Origin of the sequence: Pseudomonas atagonensis, from assembly GCF_011369485.1 — a bacterium.
GTDB lineage: Bacteria > Pseudomonadota > Gammaproteobacteria > Pseudomonadales > Pseudomonadaceae > Aquipseudomonas > Aquipseudomonas atagonensis.
The window spans coordinates 335,180-351,104 of record NZ_VXCA01000025.1; the positions used below are offsets into that span (position 1 = coordinate 335,180).

Consider the following 15,925-nt stretch of genomic DNA (forward strand, 5'->3'; position numbering starts at 1 on the left):
TCAGTCATCCGCCTTGGCGAGCACTTGATTAGTGTTACGGATACCGGTCTGGTCCAGAGTCAGATCAACCTCGGTGACTTCCAGCGGCGTGATCTGAACCGTGTGGCGCCATTGGGTTTCCGGCAGGTCGCGGTACGCGGCGAGAACGCCAACATAAAGGCTGCCCTCTTCCACCTTGAGCTTCATCTCCACGGTTTCACCCGGGCGCAGTTCGAGTTCTTCGCTGGCCACCAGATCCGGGTTGAGGGATTCCTTCGCGCGCTCGTACAGGCTGAAGAAGTCAGCGTTCTCGAATGTCACCGGGTGCTTGAGTTCGAACAGGCGCACGACAATCGGTGACGGACGACCGTTGAGGTCCGGGTTGAGCTGATCGCTGCCGGTCAGTTTCAGGTTGATCTTGGTCACTTTCGAGTACGGCGACAGCGACGAGCAACCGGCGAGCAGCACCAGCACGGTGAGCGCAGTCAGCGTCTTGAAAAAAGCGGTCGAGCGGCGAGACATGCGCATCATCCTTGGTGGTCGGTGTGTAGGGTGGAGATCAGACGGATCTGTTCTTCGTAGGCCTGAGCAAAGTCGCGGGCCAGCAAGCGCTCGCTCCAGTCATCGTCCTGACGCAGAGCCTGGTGATAACGGCCGAACGCTCTCCAGCGCCCGCCGGACGTCGCGATCAGAGGTTTGTTGTCGCGCTCGAAACGCAGGGTCAGTTGCTCCGGCGAGAAGTGCTCCAGCGTGCCGCGCACCGCAGCGCGGCTGGCGGTGAGCAACGCCACTTGGTGCGCCTGCAGATCGCGGAACGCACGGGAGATGGCTTGCTCGGCGGGCAGATGCCCGGGCTTGCTTGGCTGCAACAGAATCTGCAGTGCTTCGCTCGGATCGACGGCGAATTTCAGCGGGTTCTTGTTGGTGCCTTGCACGGTGGTCTGCGCCAGACGCAGTTCGTTTTTCAGCTCCGAACGGGTGCGCAGACTCTGCTGCAAACCGCCGATGCTCTGCCGCAGCAAACGCGCAGCGTTCAGCGCCAGCGCTTCGCGCTCGTCGTGGCCGAGGCCTTTGACGTCCACGCCCAACGCAGCACCGAAGTGCTCCCAGAAACCTTCGCTTTGACGCTCGACGGCTTTCGGTGCCGGAGCAGGCTCAGGTTCGGCGGGAGCGGCGATCAGCTCAGGCACCATCAGGCTTTCCATGTCGATGCGCGCATAGTCGGCACGCTGACGGGAGTCCTCAGGTTGGGTGTTCGGCGCCAGAAACTCATCGATTTCCGAGTACACGCGCTCTTGCTGTTCAAGGGCGTTGAGTGGATCGAGATCGAGGAACGCATCGTCCGGGATGATGCTGCCGGCTGCGCGCGGACGGCCAACTTCGCCGTCGAAGGTGGCCGGGTCACGCACCAGACGTGCACGAATCTCGAAGTCGCCCAGCACGTAGGTGCTGCCGTGTTCGATGCGCACCGGTTCACCCTTGTTCAGGCGTGCGCCGTTGCTGCCGTCCTGGACACCGTTGCTGCTGGTGTCGGTGAGGAAAAACGTGCCTTCGCGGTAGCTGACAATCGCGTGGTGATTGGACAGATGACGCTTGCGGTCAGGGATGATCCAGTCGCAGTCCTCGCCCCGCCCGATCACGCCGCCGGCCTGTTTGAAGGTCCTCTGGCACAACTCCGTGGGCACGAACTGCTTGGTGTTCAGCATTTCGAAAACCAATTCCATGTTTGATGCTCCTTGCGGTCACTTGCCGCGATTGACCGCTTGCGGATCACCCAACGGGCGATAGTCGTTGTCGTTGAATTTGTAATTGCCGCTACAGCCGCCAAGGCCGCATAGAACGACGAGGGTCAGCAGGACGGCGTGCCAGTGACGAACAGACATCAGAGGGTCTCCAGGGGTAGACAAAGCACAAAGCGCCGACCCTTGCGGGCGGCGCTGTTATAAGCGAATTCGTTATTTTGGAAGGCTCTAAACCGTGGCTTGGAGCCGATCCAGGGAGGTGCCACAGGGGAATTTTGCAGCTCAAGAAAATTCTTCAGATCAACCATCGAAATCACCCAGGTTGATGTTCAACCGGCCGAGGCGGTACAGCAGCGTGCGCCGGGGCAGGCCCAGTTCGCGGGCGGCAAGGGTCTGGTTGCCGTCGTTCTTGCGCAGGCAATCGAGCAATAACGTGCGTTCGACCTGCTCCAGACGTTCGCGCAGATTCAGGCTGCTGTTGTCTTCGGGCATCGGCTCCATGCGCAGGGCGAAATGCTCGGCCAGCAACTCGCCGCCCTCGCACAACAGCACCGCGCGCTCGACCAGCGCTTTCAGTTCGCGGACATTGCCGGGAAAGGTGTAACCGCACAGGTGTTCGAGCGCCGCCTCCGACCAGCGCACCGGATCACGCTGCAGGAAGGTGCAGGTTTTCTCGGCAAAGTGCCGGGCCAGATCGAGGATGTCGCCTTCGCGCTGACGCAAGGCTGGCAGTTCGATCGGGAATTGCGCGAGGCGGTAGTACAAGTCCTCGCGGAACTTGCCTTCGCTGACCAGCACCGACAGATCACGGTGAGTGGCGGCAATGATGCGCACATCGATCTTGTGCGTGTCGTTGGAACCCAAGGGGCGAATCTCGCCTTCCTGCAACACACGCAGAATCTTCGCTTGCAGCGACAGCGGCATGTCACCGATTTCATCCAGCAACAGGGTGCCGCCATTGGCCGCATCGAACAGCCCGGCGCGGTCACGGTCAGCGCCGGTGAACGCGCCTTTGCGGTAACCGAACAATTCGCTTTCAAGCAGGTTCTCGGGGAACGCCGCGCAGTTCTGCACGATGAACGCCTGGGAACGGCGCGGGCCGCAATCGTGAATCGCCCGCGCCACGACTTCCTTGCCGGTGCCGGTTTCACCGCGCAACAGCACCGTGTACGGGCTGTGCAGGACTTTGCTGATCAACGAGTAGGTCTGGCGCATCGCAGCGCTTTTGCCGATCAGGCCATAACCGCTGGCACTCGGCAAAGTGCGGACGGCCGGCGCGGCAGCGTCCAGCGGCTGACGCAGACGTTGCAGTAAGTGCAACTGGCCGAGTACGAACGAGCCGAGCTGGCCGAGGGAATCGGCGAAGCCTTGCAGATTGATGCGACGACGGCTGGCGCAAAGCAACAGGCCTTCGACAGCCTTCTGCTGATTGACCAGCGGGACACACAACAGCGACTGCCACGGCGCGGACGACGCCGGCAGAAAACTGGTTTCGTGCAGGCTGCCGCCCAGGTCGTCGAAGCTCACCACGCGGTTCTGGCACAGGGCGAACTGCAGCAGTTGCTCGCCGTTGTAATCCGCCGGCAGGCTCGCTGCCTGACGCGGTTGCAGCGTGCCGTCGAGGCATTCGGCATTCATACCCAGGCACGTGTGAGTGGCGTCGAGCAGATACAGCTGCGTCAGTTCGCAACCGCTCAGCTCGGCCAGCCCACGCACGAAGTCACCCAGCAACGCAGCACCGTCCGCCGCGCGCGACAGACTGGCGAACTGCGCCAGCAACGCTTCGGCGTAAACCAGTGGCTGCGGCACTTGAGTGAACATCACACCCACCTCAGGCGAACTCGCACATCACGCTGGCGTTGCCGTCGAGCGTGGCATGCACACGTTTGAGGCTTTCACCGGTCGCCATCGCGTCGAGCAGACGATCCGCCACCAGCGGCAGCACGTGCTGATCGAGCAAGTGGTCGATCAGACGCGCGCCGCTTTCGCTCTGCGTGCACCGTTCGGACAGGTGATCGACGAGGTTCTGGCACCAGCTGAAATCCAGCTGACGACGGTTGAGGCGCTCGCCGAGACGGCCGAGCTTGATCTCGATCAGCTCGCGCAGCACCGGGCCACCGACCGGGTAGTACGGCACCACTTTCATCCGCGCCAGCAGCGCCGGTTTGAAGTGTTTGCTGAGCACCGGGCGAATGGTTTCTTCCAGCACTTCGGCGGTCGGACGCGCGCCGTCTTCGCAGAGGTCGCTGATCTTGTCGCTGCCCAGGTTCGAGGTCATCAGGATCAGTGTGTTGCGGAAGTCGATCTCGCGACCCTCGCCGTCGTTGGCCACGCCTTTGTCGAAGATTTGGTAGAACAGGTTGAGCACGTCCGGATCAGCCTTTTCGACTTCATCGAGCAGCACCACCGAGTACGGCTTCTGCCGCACGGCTTCGGTGAGCATGCCGCCCTCGCCGTAGCCGACGTAGCCCGGTGGCGCACCAATGAGGCGGGAGACCGTGTGCTTCTCTTGGAACTCGGACATGTTGATGGTGGTGATGAAACGGTCGCCGCCGTACAACAGATCGGCGAGTGCCAGTGCGGTTTCGGTCTTGCCGACGCCGCTCGGGCCGACCAGCAGGAACACACCGACCGGCGCGTCAGGCTTGTTCAAGCCAGCCGCTGTGGCGCGCATCGAGCGATCCAGCGCGTGCACGGCTTGTTCCTGACCACGGATGCGGGTGCGCAGGTCGGTGGCGAAACTGGCGACCTTGGCGTTGTGCTCGCGGGCCAGTTGCGCCAGCGGCACGCCTGTCCAGGCGCTGATCACTTCGGCCACCAGACGCGGGCAGACTTCGAAGCTGACCAGACGCTCCTTGACCTGAGCAGCAGTCAACTCGCTGTGTGTCTTGTTCAATTCGGCTTCCAGCGCTTCGACGCTTTGGCCTTCTTCGACTTCAGCAACGACGTTTTCGATCACGGTGCCTTCGGCGTCTTCTTCAACGGTCACCGTCGGCTCGACGGCAGCAGCCTCGCGGGCCTTGGCCAGTTGCTGACGCAGCTCCAGCAGGCGCTCGGCCAGCGCTTTCTGTTCAGTCCACAGGGTTTCCAGCGCGACCATCTCGCTTTCGGCTTCGTCCAGGCGCGCTTCCAGTGCATCCAGTGCTTCGTGGTCAATCAGCAGACCGGCTTCGGCATCGCGGCGCAGCGCCTGACGCTGACGGCCACCTTCCGCCAGTTCGCCACGCAGACGCTCCAGGCTTTCCGGGGCAGCGGCGAGGCTGATGCGCACGCGGGCACACGCGGTGTCGAGCACATCAACGGCTTTGTCCGGCAGTTGCCGGCCGGCCAGATAACGCGCGGACAATTCAGCCGCCGACACCACCGCGTCATCGCGCAGGTAGATGCCGTGGCTCTTCTCGTAAACCTGCGCCAGACCTCGGAGGATGGTCACCGCTTCATTCACGGTCGGTTCGTGCAATTGCACCGGTTGGAAACGACGGGCCAGCGCCGGGTCTTTCTCGAAGTATTTCTTGTACTCGGCCCAAGTGGTGGCGGCGATGGTGCGCAGTTCGCCACGGGCCAGTGCCGGTTTCAGCAGGTTGGCGGCATCGGAACCGCCGGCATTGCCGCCCGCGCCGATCAGGGTGTGGGCTTCGTCGATGAACAGGATGATCGGTTTAGGCGACGCTTTGACTTCATCGATCACGCCTTTGAGACGACGCTCGAATTCACCTTTGACGCTGGCGCCAGCCTGCAGCAGGCCCATGTCCAGCGACAGCAGCTCAACGCCCTTGAGCACTTGCGGCACTTCACCGGCGGCGATGCGCGAGGCCAGGCCTTCGACGATGGCGGTCTTGCCGACACCGGCCTCGCCGACCACGATCGGGTTGTTCTTGCGCCGACGGGCGAGGATGTCCACCATCTGTCGAATCGCGCCGTCACGGCACAGCACCGGGTCGAGTTTGCCGTCACGGGCCTGTTGGGTCAGGTTGTGAGTGAAGCGCTGCAACAGCGATTCGCCCTGCGCGGCCGGTTTGCCATTGGCCGCCGGTTGCTCCTGTTGCGACAGGGCAAACTCCTTCAGGCGATCAATGTTCAGTTTGGCGAGCAGCGGCTGATAACGACTGCCAGCGTAGCGCATCGGATTGCGCAGCAACGCAAGAATCAGCGCGGCGTCTTCGACCGAGGTCTGGCCCAGTTCGAGGTTGGCCACCAGCAGCGCATCTTGCAGCCACTGCACCAGTTCCGGGGCAAACACCGGGTTGCGCGAAGCGCTGTGTTCAACCCGTGATTGCAGTGCGGCGCTCAGCTCGCCGGCGTCGACGTCAGCATCCTGCAGTGCGCGCGTGAGCAGGCCGTTCGGGCGCTCCAGCAAGCCGAGCAGCAAGTCTTCGACGAGGATTTTGCTGCCGCCACGGGCCACGCAACGCTCGGCGGAACGCTCCAGATCACGACGGGTTTCGGCGTCCAGCGCCTGGATGAGTTGTTGCAGGTCTACGTTGATCATGGCTCACGTCCTTAATGAATTTTGCTGCCCAGGGTTACCACGCCGTCCGCTTTTTCGCGGCCCAGCCAACTGGTCCAACCGAGGCGACAGGCGTTCTGCTCACCGATGCGCAGTTCGCGGATTTCTTCCTGGCGCAGGACCAGGCGAATGTCGTAATCGAGCGGGTCACGCAAGGTGAATCGCACCAGCGCGCAAAGCGGCTGGTAGCCGAAACCGATGGGCAGGAATTCATGGAATCGCTGCCAGTCGAGTTCGGTGATGTGAATGCGGAATTTGCCGCTGCGGTCGCGCACGTGCTCGCCGAGCACCAGGTCCTCACCGAGCAGGCTGTTGGCGCGGCCGAGGCGGTTGCGCTGCTCCTCAAGGATTTCCACGCGGCGCTCGATGCACTGCTCGATGACCAGGTCTTCATGTTTGAAGTAGTAACGCAGCACGGCTTCGATCAGCGCCGCCGAGTGCGCCCGCAAACTGAGCAGGCCGAGGTACGGCAGCAGGCGTTTCCAGTTGAGTTCCTTGGCCTTGCGGATCTCGTCGCCACCCAGACCGATCAGTGCGAACAGCTGCGACGAGAACGGGTCGAGCGCGCCGCTCTGGAAGCTTGCGCGATAGCGGTATTTGCGCCAGATCGGCAGCATCAGTCGCTGCAGGCGATGGTGGAACAGGTCGAGGAAGTTACGCGTCGGGTTGCCGTCCTCGCTGTCACCCAACGCCTGTTCGCCGTAGAACGCCGGCAGCGGCGAGCCAGAACCGACCAGACCGATCAGGTTGAAACGCATGCGCGCGCGCATCTGCCCGTGTTCTTCGAAAAACTCGACGCGATCGACATCGCTGCGCGGAAAGCCCAGGCTCGGGTTGGCCTGAAACTCCACGTGGTCGTACAAATCGTCTTCGCTCAGGTACGGGTGCGCCTCGCGCAGCCGGTCGATCACCAGCAGCACGGCCTGAAACAGCGAGTACTCGCGTATTACCTTCGTCAGCCCGCTTAAAGCAGGGGCTGCAGGCCCATACGTGGTGTCCATTGGTACACCTCTCCCTGTGTGCTTTTTACGCGCAGCTCATGGAATGAATTGAGACTGGCGTAAAGCGCGAAAAACTCGTTAAGAACCGAAGCGAAAACGAACAAGTCGCCTTCGCCGATATACCCTTCCGGGTCGATGGTCAGTTCGGTGCGCAAACCACGCACCGGCAAGCCGCGGTGCAAGCGGTCAACGTGGTGATGCTTGATGTGCTTGAGGCCGCCGAGCAGGCGTTTGCTGACCTTCTCCGCGTGCTGGTCGTAATAGCGCGGCAAGTCGTATGTTTCGAGAATCACCTTCAACGCATTGACGTCGGCCAGCGACAGATAGTTGAGCGACATGTTGCTGATCAGCTTCCACAGGAAGTCACGGTTCAGCGGCGGCGCAAAACTGGAAGTCGCCGGGGTGATGTTGCGGAAGCTCAAGAACTCCGGCGTCTCTTCGCAGGCCATGCAGATGTCACCTAGCTTGAGCTTGCGCGGCAGGTTCTGGTTGGTGCAGATCAGCTCGATCGACAGGGTCTCGTGAGCTTCCGTGTGGCGGATGCCGAAGCTAAGGTAAGTGTCGAGGCCGTCGTGCAGCAGCGATGAACGCTGACGAATGCTGTAATGCGGACGGCTGTTGGGCACGTCGAAACTCGGGTCGTGCTCGAACGATTCGAACGGCACGTACTCCTGATAGCCGAGGCCGCCGGGCTTCCAGCCCGTCACGGTTTCCACCGAGAACACACCGCAGTTCTCCAGATCGAATTCCGCCGGCAGTAGCAGGTATTCGTCCTGTTTGCCGTCGAGGCGAATCGGCAGTGCATCGTGGGCGAACAGGTTGGCAATCGGCGTGCAGAACAGCTTCACGTTGTCCAGGGTCGGACGCATGCGCATGATGCCGCTCTTGCGAATATCGAAGCGCAATTCGAGGCCGCGCATCTGCTTGAGCGTGTCTTCCGGCAACGCCTTGAGAATGTCGAGGCCGTGGACGTCGACGAACAGGAACTTGTCCTGGAAGGCGAAGTATTCCTGCAGGTAGCGATAGCCCCGGAAGGTGTTCAGCGGATACGGGATCAACGCCTCTTCTTCGGCAAAGCCCACCGGTTTGACCCGGTCACCGGGAATCTTGAACGCCATCGGCTTGCCGCTGACACCATCGATGGGCTTGCCGGCGCCGTCGAGCGGGATCAGTTCGATGCCTTCGAGGTTGCGCAGCAGGCTCAAATACAACATCTGGCTGATGTAGCGCTCACCGGCAAAGTGCAGGCGCAGCTTGCTCAGTTCCAGCTCGCCGAGGTGGCCGTCGGCGCTCATTTCCAGACGCAGGCTGAGCAGCGAACCGTCGCCCTTTACCGAGTAATTCAACGCCGCCAGATCCAGCGGCAACACTTCGGTCGGGTAGCAGGTGCGGAAGCGGCAACGCACGTCTTCGATCGGCTTGCTTTCAATCGGCGTATCACGCTCGACCCGCAATGCAGGCCCGGAACGCTTGAGCGGATCGAACTGCAAAATGCTGAACGCCGGCAGCGGGCGCATGTAGTTCGGCCACAGCAATTGCATCAGGGAATGGCTGAGCTCCGGCAACTCGTCATCGAGTTTCTGGCGCAGACGCCCGGTCAGGAACGCAAAGCCTTCGAGCAACCGCTCCACGTCCGGATCCCGCCCGGCCTGCCCCAGATACGGCGCCAGCGCCGGACTACGCTCGGCGAAACGGCGACCGAGCTGGCGCAGTGCGGTGAGTTCGCTTTGGTAGTAGTGGTTAAAGGACACGGGTTACCTGCCTGGTAGTGGAACTCATGAAAAACATCCTGTAGGGCACAATCGTCATTGCGCACATACGTCAGCTCTTTGCGAAGCGGTGACGGATGTCGATTGCCGAATGAACGATCGCCTTTCCCAGCGCAGCTCAACGACCTGCGTGGTTAGAATCGCCAGCAACGTCACCCCGCCCTGGGCTACGGTGTAGAACAGCGCTCGTAGTGGGTTGTCAGGCACCATCATGAACAGAATCCAGGCAACCATTAGTGTGAGCAGGCCGAGCTTGGCCCATAGTTTCGGGATAATTGCGGCCAGCGCGTTCACCCCGAAAAAGATGTAAATGAACATGTAGTGAGCAATACCGATCGCCACCCCACGGGTAGTAAATCCGCCGTTAAACGCCTTGTAGGCCACAACGACTGCGTTGTTCAGAAATACGTAGGCCACGCATCCCACCGCGTGAATCACCAGACACAGAGCAAGGCGCACGTAGATATTCATTGCTGCGCAATTCCCTGTTTTTGCGGCGTGATCGCGACGCCCGTGTACAGATAGAGCTCGACGCCATCGTAGCCGCCGACAGCTGCGGCGCTGAGAGGATAACTGTCTCGGGTGCCGTACCGAACCCAGCCTTCAGTCCACATACCGCCACTCTCGTGACGAATCTCCACGTAATAATCCGGCGCCTCACTCCTGGTAACTTCAACGAATACCCCGCCGTCCTCGGCACCCACCCACAACGCATTTGGATGCGCGAACAGCTTCGGCTTCGTCGAACTTTCCATTCGCAGCAGCAGCGTGAAGCCAACCAGAATCGTCAGCAAACCAACCGCGCACAGAAAAGCGACAAGGCACTGCCACACTCTGAGCTTCATCGAGCCAGTCTGGAAAAAATTCATGGGCAGAAAGAACCATCTGCCCTGATCATTTCTTCGCACCTTGTTTCGCACTGCACCATGTATTGAAATTCGAGGGATCAAATCCCTGACATACATTTGTTTTGGAAATAAATATGTACGGCGCCACCGCGTCATAAGAAAAATAATAATAATTCTCGCCGTCCTTGCCATAGATCCAGTAAGACGACGACCCTTGATTTATCTCATAGGGTTCAAAGGTGAGAATTGAAGACTCTGATGGAATAAAATTAACGCCGTCCATCAGCAGCATCAGTGAATTCGAGAAAATATTAGTCCACACGCCCGCCACCAAAGCCAAAGTTCCAGCAACCAGTGCAAGGGTGGTAGATATCGACAATTTATTTTTCATAAAAGTATAACCACGCAGTACCGGCTTTCGCTGCCTCCAACAACGTCATCGCATCGCTTGAATACTTTTCTGCAAGCGGCCCCGAGCCGTTATAGGATGCAATCACCTTTTTCAGCTGATCGGCGGTCAACGTCCCGGAGTGACAGCGAGTCCCGGTAACCCGGTCAATCAGCTCACGTAGATGGCCGGAGCAATAATAGAGGTCTGCCTTCCAATCATCACCCGGGATTCGCGTGTCCTGGTTCCAACCAAAAATCCGGTACTGAACGTCTTCAGGCAATGGTTTCTTGCAGTAATAGTTTTCCGTGTATTGAACGGATTTTTGCAATGTTGCGCGGCTCATATTGGCAAAACCACTGGAACCGCCAGCCAACTTGTCCGGCACAGCATCAAAGGCCACATTGTCGACAATTGCCAACAGCGTAGTTAAAGAACGCTCGCCGAATTGCATCGCCTGAAGAAACTTGCTGCCTTTTGGTCCATTCTCTTGCTGCAAGATAACCGCGAGCAAGATATGTGGGATCCCGTAATATTCAGCCGCCTGCTTTATCCAGACACGAATCTCCGTATCGGAAAAACTTGCTTTGAGCAGTTCTTTCGTTTGGGGTACATACCACATTATTTGCAGGGGTGAAGGGAGCTCTCCGGTGTAGCTCGGGACACTGTCGTACCCGGCTACCGTCGTAATTTCCTTCCCATTGCAACGACACACTTTTAATTCGACGGGCGCAACATCAGAGGTTTCTGTGCTCGTAGCTGTCCCGGCAGGAACATATTCCTGTCCGTCTTTAATGATCTTTTCAGGCTCGGCCATATACGACTACTCCCTCAGCTCTCAATAAAGACTTCGATTTTTTCGGAAGCCGTGTGTGCCGACACTCGATGAGTGAGACCCAATTCGTTGGTGACTCCACTTTCGACGGAACCATCCGCTCGACGGAGTAGGTATCTGGTATCCGCAAGCGGATTACCCAAGCCATTTTTGAGCTGGAACTGAGCATCAAAGCCCGGAATGATCAACGGCAATGGCGGTACAAACGGTACAGGCGTATGCGAGTTCCCGATGATTACCGTCCCGGACCCGGCAGTGACCTTGTTGCCATGGGCTCCGACCGAACCTACGGTTGCGGCTGGTTTGCCGTTGATCAGAACGGTGGTCGCCAGATCGCCGACCAACGCACCACCACACGCCGAGGCATCGCCTTCACGGGCCGCCGCGAGGCCGTCGAAGAACACGTCGCCGGAACCGGCGGCAATCGGGTTGGTACCGTGGCCTGGTAGTGGGCAAGCGGTGGGGTCGGATACGCGTGCTGCTGGTTTGCCAGACATCGGGGTTCTCCTTAGGTGACCTTCACTTGACCGCTGCCATCCAGGCGCGCGGAAAAACTGACCTGACGCTTGAATCCTTCAACTTCCAGCAAGCCTTCAATGCTGAAGGCCAGGCGAAGCTGATCGTGGTCACGCGGCAGGGAGATGACACGCACGTTGCTCAGGCGCGGTTCGTAGGCTTCGATGAAGCTTTCGATGGCCAGGCGGGCCTGACTCAGGGAGTCGTGCAGGCTCAGGCGCATGTCATTGAGATCGGGCAACCCGTAGTCGGACAGCGTTTGCACGCTGCCGGCCCGGGTGCTGAGCATTTTGGCCAGATGGGCAGCCACCGACGCCATGGCACAAACCTCGAGGCTCTTGCCATTGCGTAGTTGCGCGTCGCCGTTGAGGCGTTCGAACAGGCTGCCGTATCCGTCCATGAGTCGCTCTTACTCTTTGTCCAGCTTGCCAACCAGCGACAGGGTGAAATCGGCACCCATGTACTTGAAGTGCGGACGCACGTTCAAGCTCACGCGGTACCAGCCCGGCTCGCCTTCAACGTCGCTGACGATCACTTGCGCTGCGCGCAGAGGACGACGGCCACGTACTTCGGCGCTCGGGTTTTCCTGGTCGGCGACGTACTGGCGGATCCACTTGTTCAGTTCCAGCTCGAGGTCGGTACGCTCTTTCCACGAACCGAGTTGCTCGCGCTGCAGCACTTTCAAGTAGTGAGCCAGGCGGTTGACGATCATCATGTACGGCAGTTGGGTGCCGAGCTTGTAGTTCAGCTCTGCTGCCTTGCCTTCTGCGCTGATGCCGAAGAACTTCGGCTTCTGCACCGAGCTGGCGGAGAAGAACGCCGCGTTGTCGGAGCCTTTACGCATGGTCAGGGAGATGAAGCCTTCCTCGGCCAGTTCGTATTCACGACGGTCGCTGACCAGTACTTCCGTAGGAATCTTGGTTTCGATTTCGCCCATGCTTTCGAAGTGGTGCAGAGGCAGGTCCTCAACCGCACCGCCGCTCTGTGGGCCGATGATGTTCGGGCACCAGCGGAATTTGGCGAAGCTGTCGGTCAGTTTGGTACCGAACGCGTAAGCGGTGTTGCCCCACAGGTAGTGCTCGTGGCTGTTGGCAACGGTTTCCTTGTACACGAACGATTTGACCGGGTTTTCTTCCGGATCGTACGGGTTACGCAGCAGGAAACGCGGCACGGTCAGGCCAACGTAACGGGAGTCTTCCGAAGTACGGAAGCTCTGCCATTTGGCGAATTGCGGGCCTTCGAAGTGGTCTTTCAGATCTTTCAGATCCGGCAGGCCGGTGAAGCTTTCCAGGCCGAAGAATTTCGGGCCGGCAGCCGCGATGAACGGCGCGTGAGACATGCACGAAACGCTGGCTACGTACTGCATCAGCTTCACGTCTGGCGAGCTTGGCGACATGTAGTAGTTGGCGATGATCGCGCCAACCGGCTGACCACCGAACTGGCCGTATTCAGCGGTGTAGATGTGCTTGTACAGGCCCGACTGCATGACTTCCGGCGAATCTTCGAAATCGTCCAGCAGGTCTTCTTTCGAGACGTTGAGGATTTCGATCTTGATGTTTTCGCGGAAGTTGGTGCGGTCGACCAGCAACTGCAGGCCACGCCACGACGATTCCAGCGCCTGGAAATCCGGGTGGTGCAGGATTTCGTCCATCTGACGGCTGAGCTTGGCATCGATCTCGGCGATCATGCGGTCAACCATGGCTTTCTTGACCGGCTCACCGTTGTTCTGCGGCTTGAGCAGTTCTTCGATGAACGCCGACACACCGCGCTTGGCGATGTCGTAGGCTTCGTCGTCCGGCGTCAGACGGGTTTCGGCGATGATGCTGTCGAGAATGCTGTACTCGCCGTTATCGGCGCTCTTCTCTTGTGCTGCGCTAGTGCTCATTGTGTTGGCTTCCTTGGCTGGAGTCTCAGGCGTCCGGGGCTGCGGCGTTCAGGCCCAGCTCACCGAGTACGCGACCGCGGGATTCGTCGTCGGCGAGCACGCCTTCGATCGCTTTACGGAACGCAGGTGCGTTACCCAGCGGGCCTTTGAGGGCCACCAGCGCATCGCGCAGTTCCATCAGTTTTTTCAGCTCAGGCACTTGCTCGACCAGGCTGGCCGGGTTGAAGTCCTTCATCGAATTGACGCGCAGTTGCACAGCCAGCTCGTCGGCCTCGCCATCTTCCTGCAGACGGTTCGGCACGCTCAGCGTCAGACCCAGTTCTTGCTTGGCCAACACTTCGTCGAAGGTCATCTTGTCGATGCTGATCGGCTTGCGATCTTCGATTTTGCGATCGTCCTTGCGGTGGGTGTAGTCACCGATTGCCAGCAGCTTCAGCGGCAGTTCAATCTCTTCCTGAGCACCGCCGGTGGCGGGTTTGAAGGTGACGTTGATGCGTTCCTTGGGGGCTACCGAGCCTTCTTTGGCCATGGCTTTTCTCCTTGCGGTTGTGGCCCTGGGGCCTATTCGAGTACCACTTCGAGATCGAGGTGGCACAGCCTGCGATAAATCTCTTCCTTGCGTTCACGTACGGCATGGTTCTGCGGCAACAACTCGCAGCAACTGTGCAGCAGGTGCAGCACTTCCAATGCAAGATCGGGCTCCCAGGCGTGCAGGCCTGAGTCCTGTAATGTCTGATCGAGGGTTTCGAGCTGGTTCTTGGCCAGTTCGTATTTCTTGGCCATGAAGCACAGCCGCGCGAGGGCGAACTGCCAGAAGAAGCGTTCGCGCCCGCCATGGGCGGCCTGCAAGCCTTGCTTGAGAATCTGCACGGCAGGCTTCAGGCCTTCCTTGCGCAGCAGCGGCAGGACTTCTTCAAGGGCCTTTTCCCAGGCGGGCTGGGTTTCGACGTTTTCGCTTTCGACCTTGCGTGGCGCACTGGCGCTTTGCAGATGCGGCATGACGTTGGCGGCGATCCACGCTCGGGTGGACGGATCGGCAAAGGGCGCGCCGTCATGGAAGCGCAACTCGACAATGCCCGGCAGGCGTTGAATCAAAAGCGCGAAGTGGATTTCCACTTCGCGCATGGCCAGCTCGGCGTTGAGGTTCTGGAGGCATTCCCAGACCATTCGTTGGCCATCGAACCAGAACGGCGCCTTCGCCAGGCTCGCCTCCAGTTCCACGAGGAGATCGGCGTATTTGCCCTGATCGAAACGGTCCTGATAGAGCTTGAGTTTTTCCAGCGGCAGGCCACGCAGGACGGTGATCTGCTCGGCGTTACGCTCGGGCACCGCATCGATGGTCATCCACAACAGCGTGCGGTTCAGGCGCAAGGCGCGCAGGTCGGTGGCTTTCTGCTTGAGCCACCAGGCGCACAGTGGACGGGCGCTTTCCTGCTGGGCGCGCAGGGCTTTGTGCGCGTCTCGTTCGTTGTCGATCGGTGCGCCGGGGGTGAGCAACTGGCTCGCGGCCTGCTTGACCTGCGCCACCGCTGCGCCGACCACACCCGGTGCGGGCTGGTTGTCGGCGGCGCGCTGAATCATGGTTTTCAGGCGACGGGAAATCGGCAGCAACAGCGGCGAGTCATCACCCAAATGCTCGGCACACGCCGCCTCAAGTCCGGACAAGTACTCGGAGAGCTGCCGGAACATGGGCAGCTGCTCTTTGATCGCGATGTTTTCGGTGATGACCTGCTCAAGGCGTGGCACCAGCCAGCCAATGGCGGCGGCACGGGTGCGAGGTTTGAGCGGGTGAACGTCGGCCCAGTTGTTTTCCGACAGATGGTGCAGTAAGCCGAGGCCGGCCAGCAGCCCGGGGAAGGATTCGCGCTGGTACAGCGACCAGGTCAGCCAGGCGCCGACACGCAAATCCTTGGATTGGGTACGCAGAAGATTTTCGCTGTTTTCGCGAATTTTCAGCCAGTCGATCTGCCCGCTTTCGTGCATCGAAGAGGCTTTGGACAGCTCACTTTCCAGCGCCTCGAACTCGCTCGAAAAACGAACGTCTTCGCCCGCGAAATTCTCTTTGGAAACAGAGGCTTTTGCGAGTTCGAGGTAATGGGCGGAAAGTTTGCTTGAGTAGGACATCCATGGCCTTTATTAAGGATTACAGTCTTGCGCCTATTGGAGTTGCGGCGGCGCGGGACAGTATCGAAGAGCGGAGAAGCGACTCATCCAATTGAGTGTGTGCTCTTTCAAGTGCGCGCATCGTAATCACTATGATGGCCACTAGCAAGCATCTGATTAAACAACAAGACGAAGTGTTCATTGATGCCTGTAGGAGATCGCCCTATATGTGACAGGGGTTTCCCTGATGTCGGCTTATATTGCATACATTTGCCTCGCCGCTTCGAAACCATTGATCCAGAGCGCCTGGCTCAGACTCGACACCATCACTCAGAACGCCCGTTCCATTACC

General features: G+C 59.7%; 16 protein-coding genes. All 16 read right to left on the reverse strand.

What is annotated here, in order from left to right:
- Nucleotides 1–501, reverse strand: a complete 501-nt coding sequence (gene tssJ, locus F2P67_RS17135) for a type VI secretion system lipoprotein TssJ (protein WP_166221888.1) — start codon at nucleotides 499–501, stop codon at nucleotides 1–3.
- A 5-nt stretch (nucleotides 502–506) separates the two neighbouring features.
- The gene (gene tagH, locus F2P67_RS17140; protein WP_166221890.1) at nucleotides 507–1,703 is read right to left on the reverse strand and encodes a type VI secretion system-associated FHA domain protein TagH; all 1,197 of its coding nucleotides are present in this window, start codon (nucleotides 1,701–1,703) and stop codon (nucleotides 507–509) included.
- An 18-nt stretch (nucleotides 1,704–1,721) separates the two neighbouring features.
- The gene (locus F2P67_RS17145; RefSeq protein WP_003229566.1) at nucleotides 1,722–1,862 is read right to left on the reverse strand and encodes a hypothetical protein; all 141 of its coding nucleotides are present in this window, start codon (nucleotides 1,860–1,862) and stop codon (nucleotides 1,722–1,724) included.
- Nucleotides 1,863–2,021: 159 nt separating this feature from the next.
- Nucleotides 2,022–3,542 carry a sigma-54 interaction domain-containing protein gene (locus F2P67_RS17150; protein WP_166221892.1) on the reverse strand — a complete coding sequence of 507 codons (1,521 nt, stop codon included), beginning with the start codon at nucleotides 3,540–3,542 and terminating at the stop codon, nucleotides 2,022–2,024.
- Between the two features lie 10 nt (nucleotides 3,543–3,552).
- The gene (gene tssH, locus F2P67_RS17155; RefSeq protein ID WP_166221894.1) at nucleotides 3,553–6,210 is read right to left on the reverse strand and encodes a type VI secretion system ATPase TssH; all 2,658 of its coding nucleotides are present in this window, start codon (nucleotides 6,208–6,210) and stop codon (nucleotides 3,553–3,555) included.
- An 11-nt stretch (nucleotides 6,211–6,221) separates the two neighbouring features.
- Nucleotides 6,222–7,229 (reverse strand): type VI secretion system baseplate subunit TssG, encoded by a 1,008-nt coding sequence (tssG, locus tag F2P67_RS17160; RefSeq protein WP_166221895.1) that lies wholly within the window; start codon nucleotides 7,227–7,229, stop codon nucleotides 6,222–6,224.
- Nucleotides 7,193–8,980 carry a type VI secretion system baseplate subunit TssF gene (tssF, locus tag F2P67_RS17165; protein ID WP_166221897.1) on the reverse strand — a complete coding sequence of 596 codons (1,788 nt, stop codon included), beginning with the start codon at nucleotides 8,978–8,980 and terminating at the stop codon, nucleotides 7,193–7,195. The genes tssG and tssF overlap by 37 nt, the downstream gene beginning before the upstream one ends.
- Nucleotides 8,981–9,034: 54 nt before the next feature.
- Complete coding sequence (locus F2P67_RS17170) at nucleotides 9,035–9,469, reverse strand: hypothetical protein (protein WP_166221899.1); 435 nt, start codon at nucleotides 9,467–9,469, stop codon at nucleotides 9,035–9,037.
- On the reverse strand, nucleotides 9,466–9,867 hold the full coding sequence (locus tag F2P67_RS17175) for a hypothetical protein (RefSeq protein WP_246226516.1): 402 nt from the start codon (nucleotides 9,865–9,867) through the stop codon (nucleotides 9,466–9,468). The genes F2P67_RS17170 and F2P67_RS17175 overlap by 4 nt, the downstream gene beginning before the upstream one ends.
- A 25-nt stretch (nucleotides 9,868–9,892) precedes the next feature.
- A complete protein-coding gene (locus F2P67_RS17180; RefSeq protein ID WP_246226517.1) occupies nucleotides 9,893–10,237 on the reverse strand; it encodes a hypothetical protein in 345 nt (114 codons plus the stop codon).
- Nucleotides 10,227–11,051, reverse strand: coding sequence for a hypothetical protein (locus tag F2P67_RS17185; protein WP_166221901.1), 825 nt, complete (start codon nucleotides 11,049–11,051; stop codon nucleotides 10,227–10,229). Before F2P67_RS17185 ends, F2P67_RS17180 begins: the two co-directional genes overlap by 11 nt.
- Before the next feature lie 14 nt (nucleotides 11,052–11,065).
- Nucleotides 11,066–11,566 carry a PAAR domain-containing protein gene (locus F2P67_RS17190; RefSeq protein WP_166221903.1) on the reverse strand — a complete coding sequence of 167 codons (501 nt, stop codon included), beginning with the start codon at nucleotides 11,564–11,566 and terminating at the stop codon, nucleotides 11,066–11,068.
- An 11-nt stretch (nucleotides 11,567–11,577) separates the two neighbouring features.
- A complete protein-coding gene (gene tssE / locus F2P67_RS17195) occupies nucleotides 11,578–11,985 on the reverse strand; it encodes a type VI secretion system baseplate subunit TssE (RefSeq protein WP_166221905.1) in 408 nt (135 codons plus the stop codon).
- 9 nt (nucleotides 11,986–11,994) lie between these two features.
- Nucleotides 11,995–13,470 (reverse strand): type VI secretion system contractile sheath large subunit, encoded by a 1,476-nt coding sequence (gene tssC / locus F2P67_RS17200; RefSeq protein ID WP_102356313.1) that lies wholly within the window; start codon nucleotides 13,468–13,470, stop codon nucleotides 11,995–11,997.
- A gap of 25 nt (nucleotides 13,471–13,495) precedes the next feature.
- The gene (gene tssB, locus F2P67_RS17205) at nucleotides 13,496–13,999 is read right to left on the reverse strand and encodes a type VI secretion system contractile sheath small subunit (RefSeq protein WP_003229587.1); all 504 of its coding nucleotides are present in this window, start codon (nucleotides 13,997–13,999) and stop codon (nucleotides 13,496–13,498) included.
- A 32-nt stretch (nucleotides 14,000–14,031) separates the two neighbouring features.
- Complete coding sequence (gene tssA / locus F2P67_RS17210; protein WP_166221907.1) at nucleotides 14,032–15,594, reverse strand: type VI secretion system protein TssA; 1,563 nt, start codon at nucleotides 15,592–15,594, stop codon at nucleotides 14,032–14,034.
- Nucleotides 15,595–15,925 lie beyond the last annotated feature (331 nt).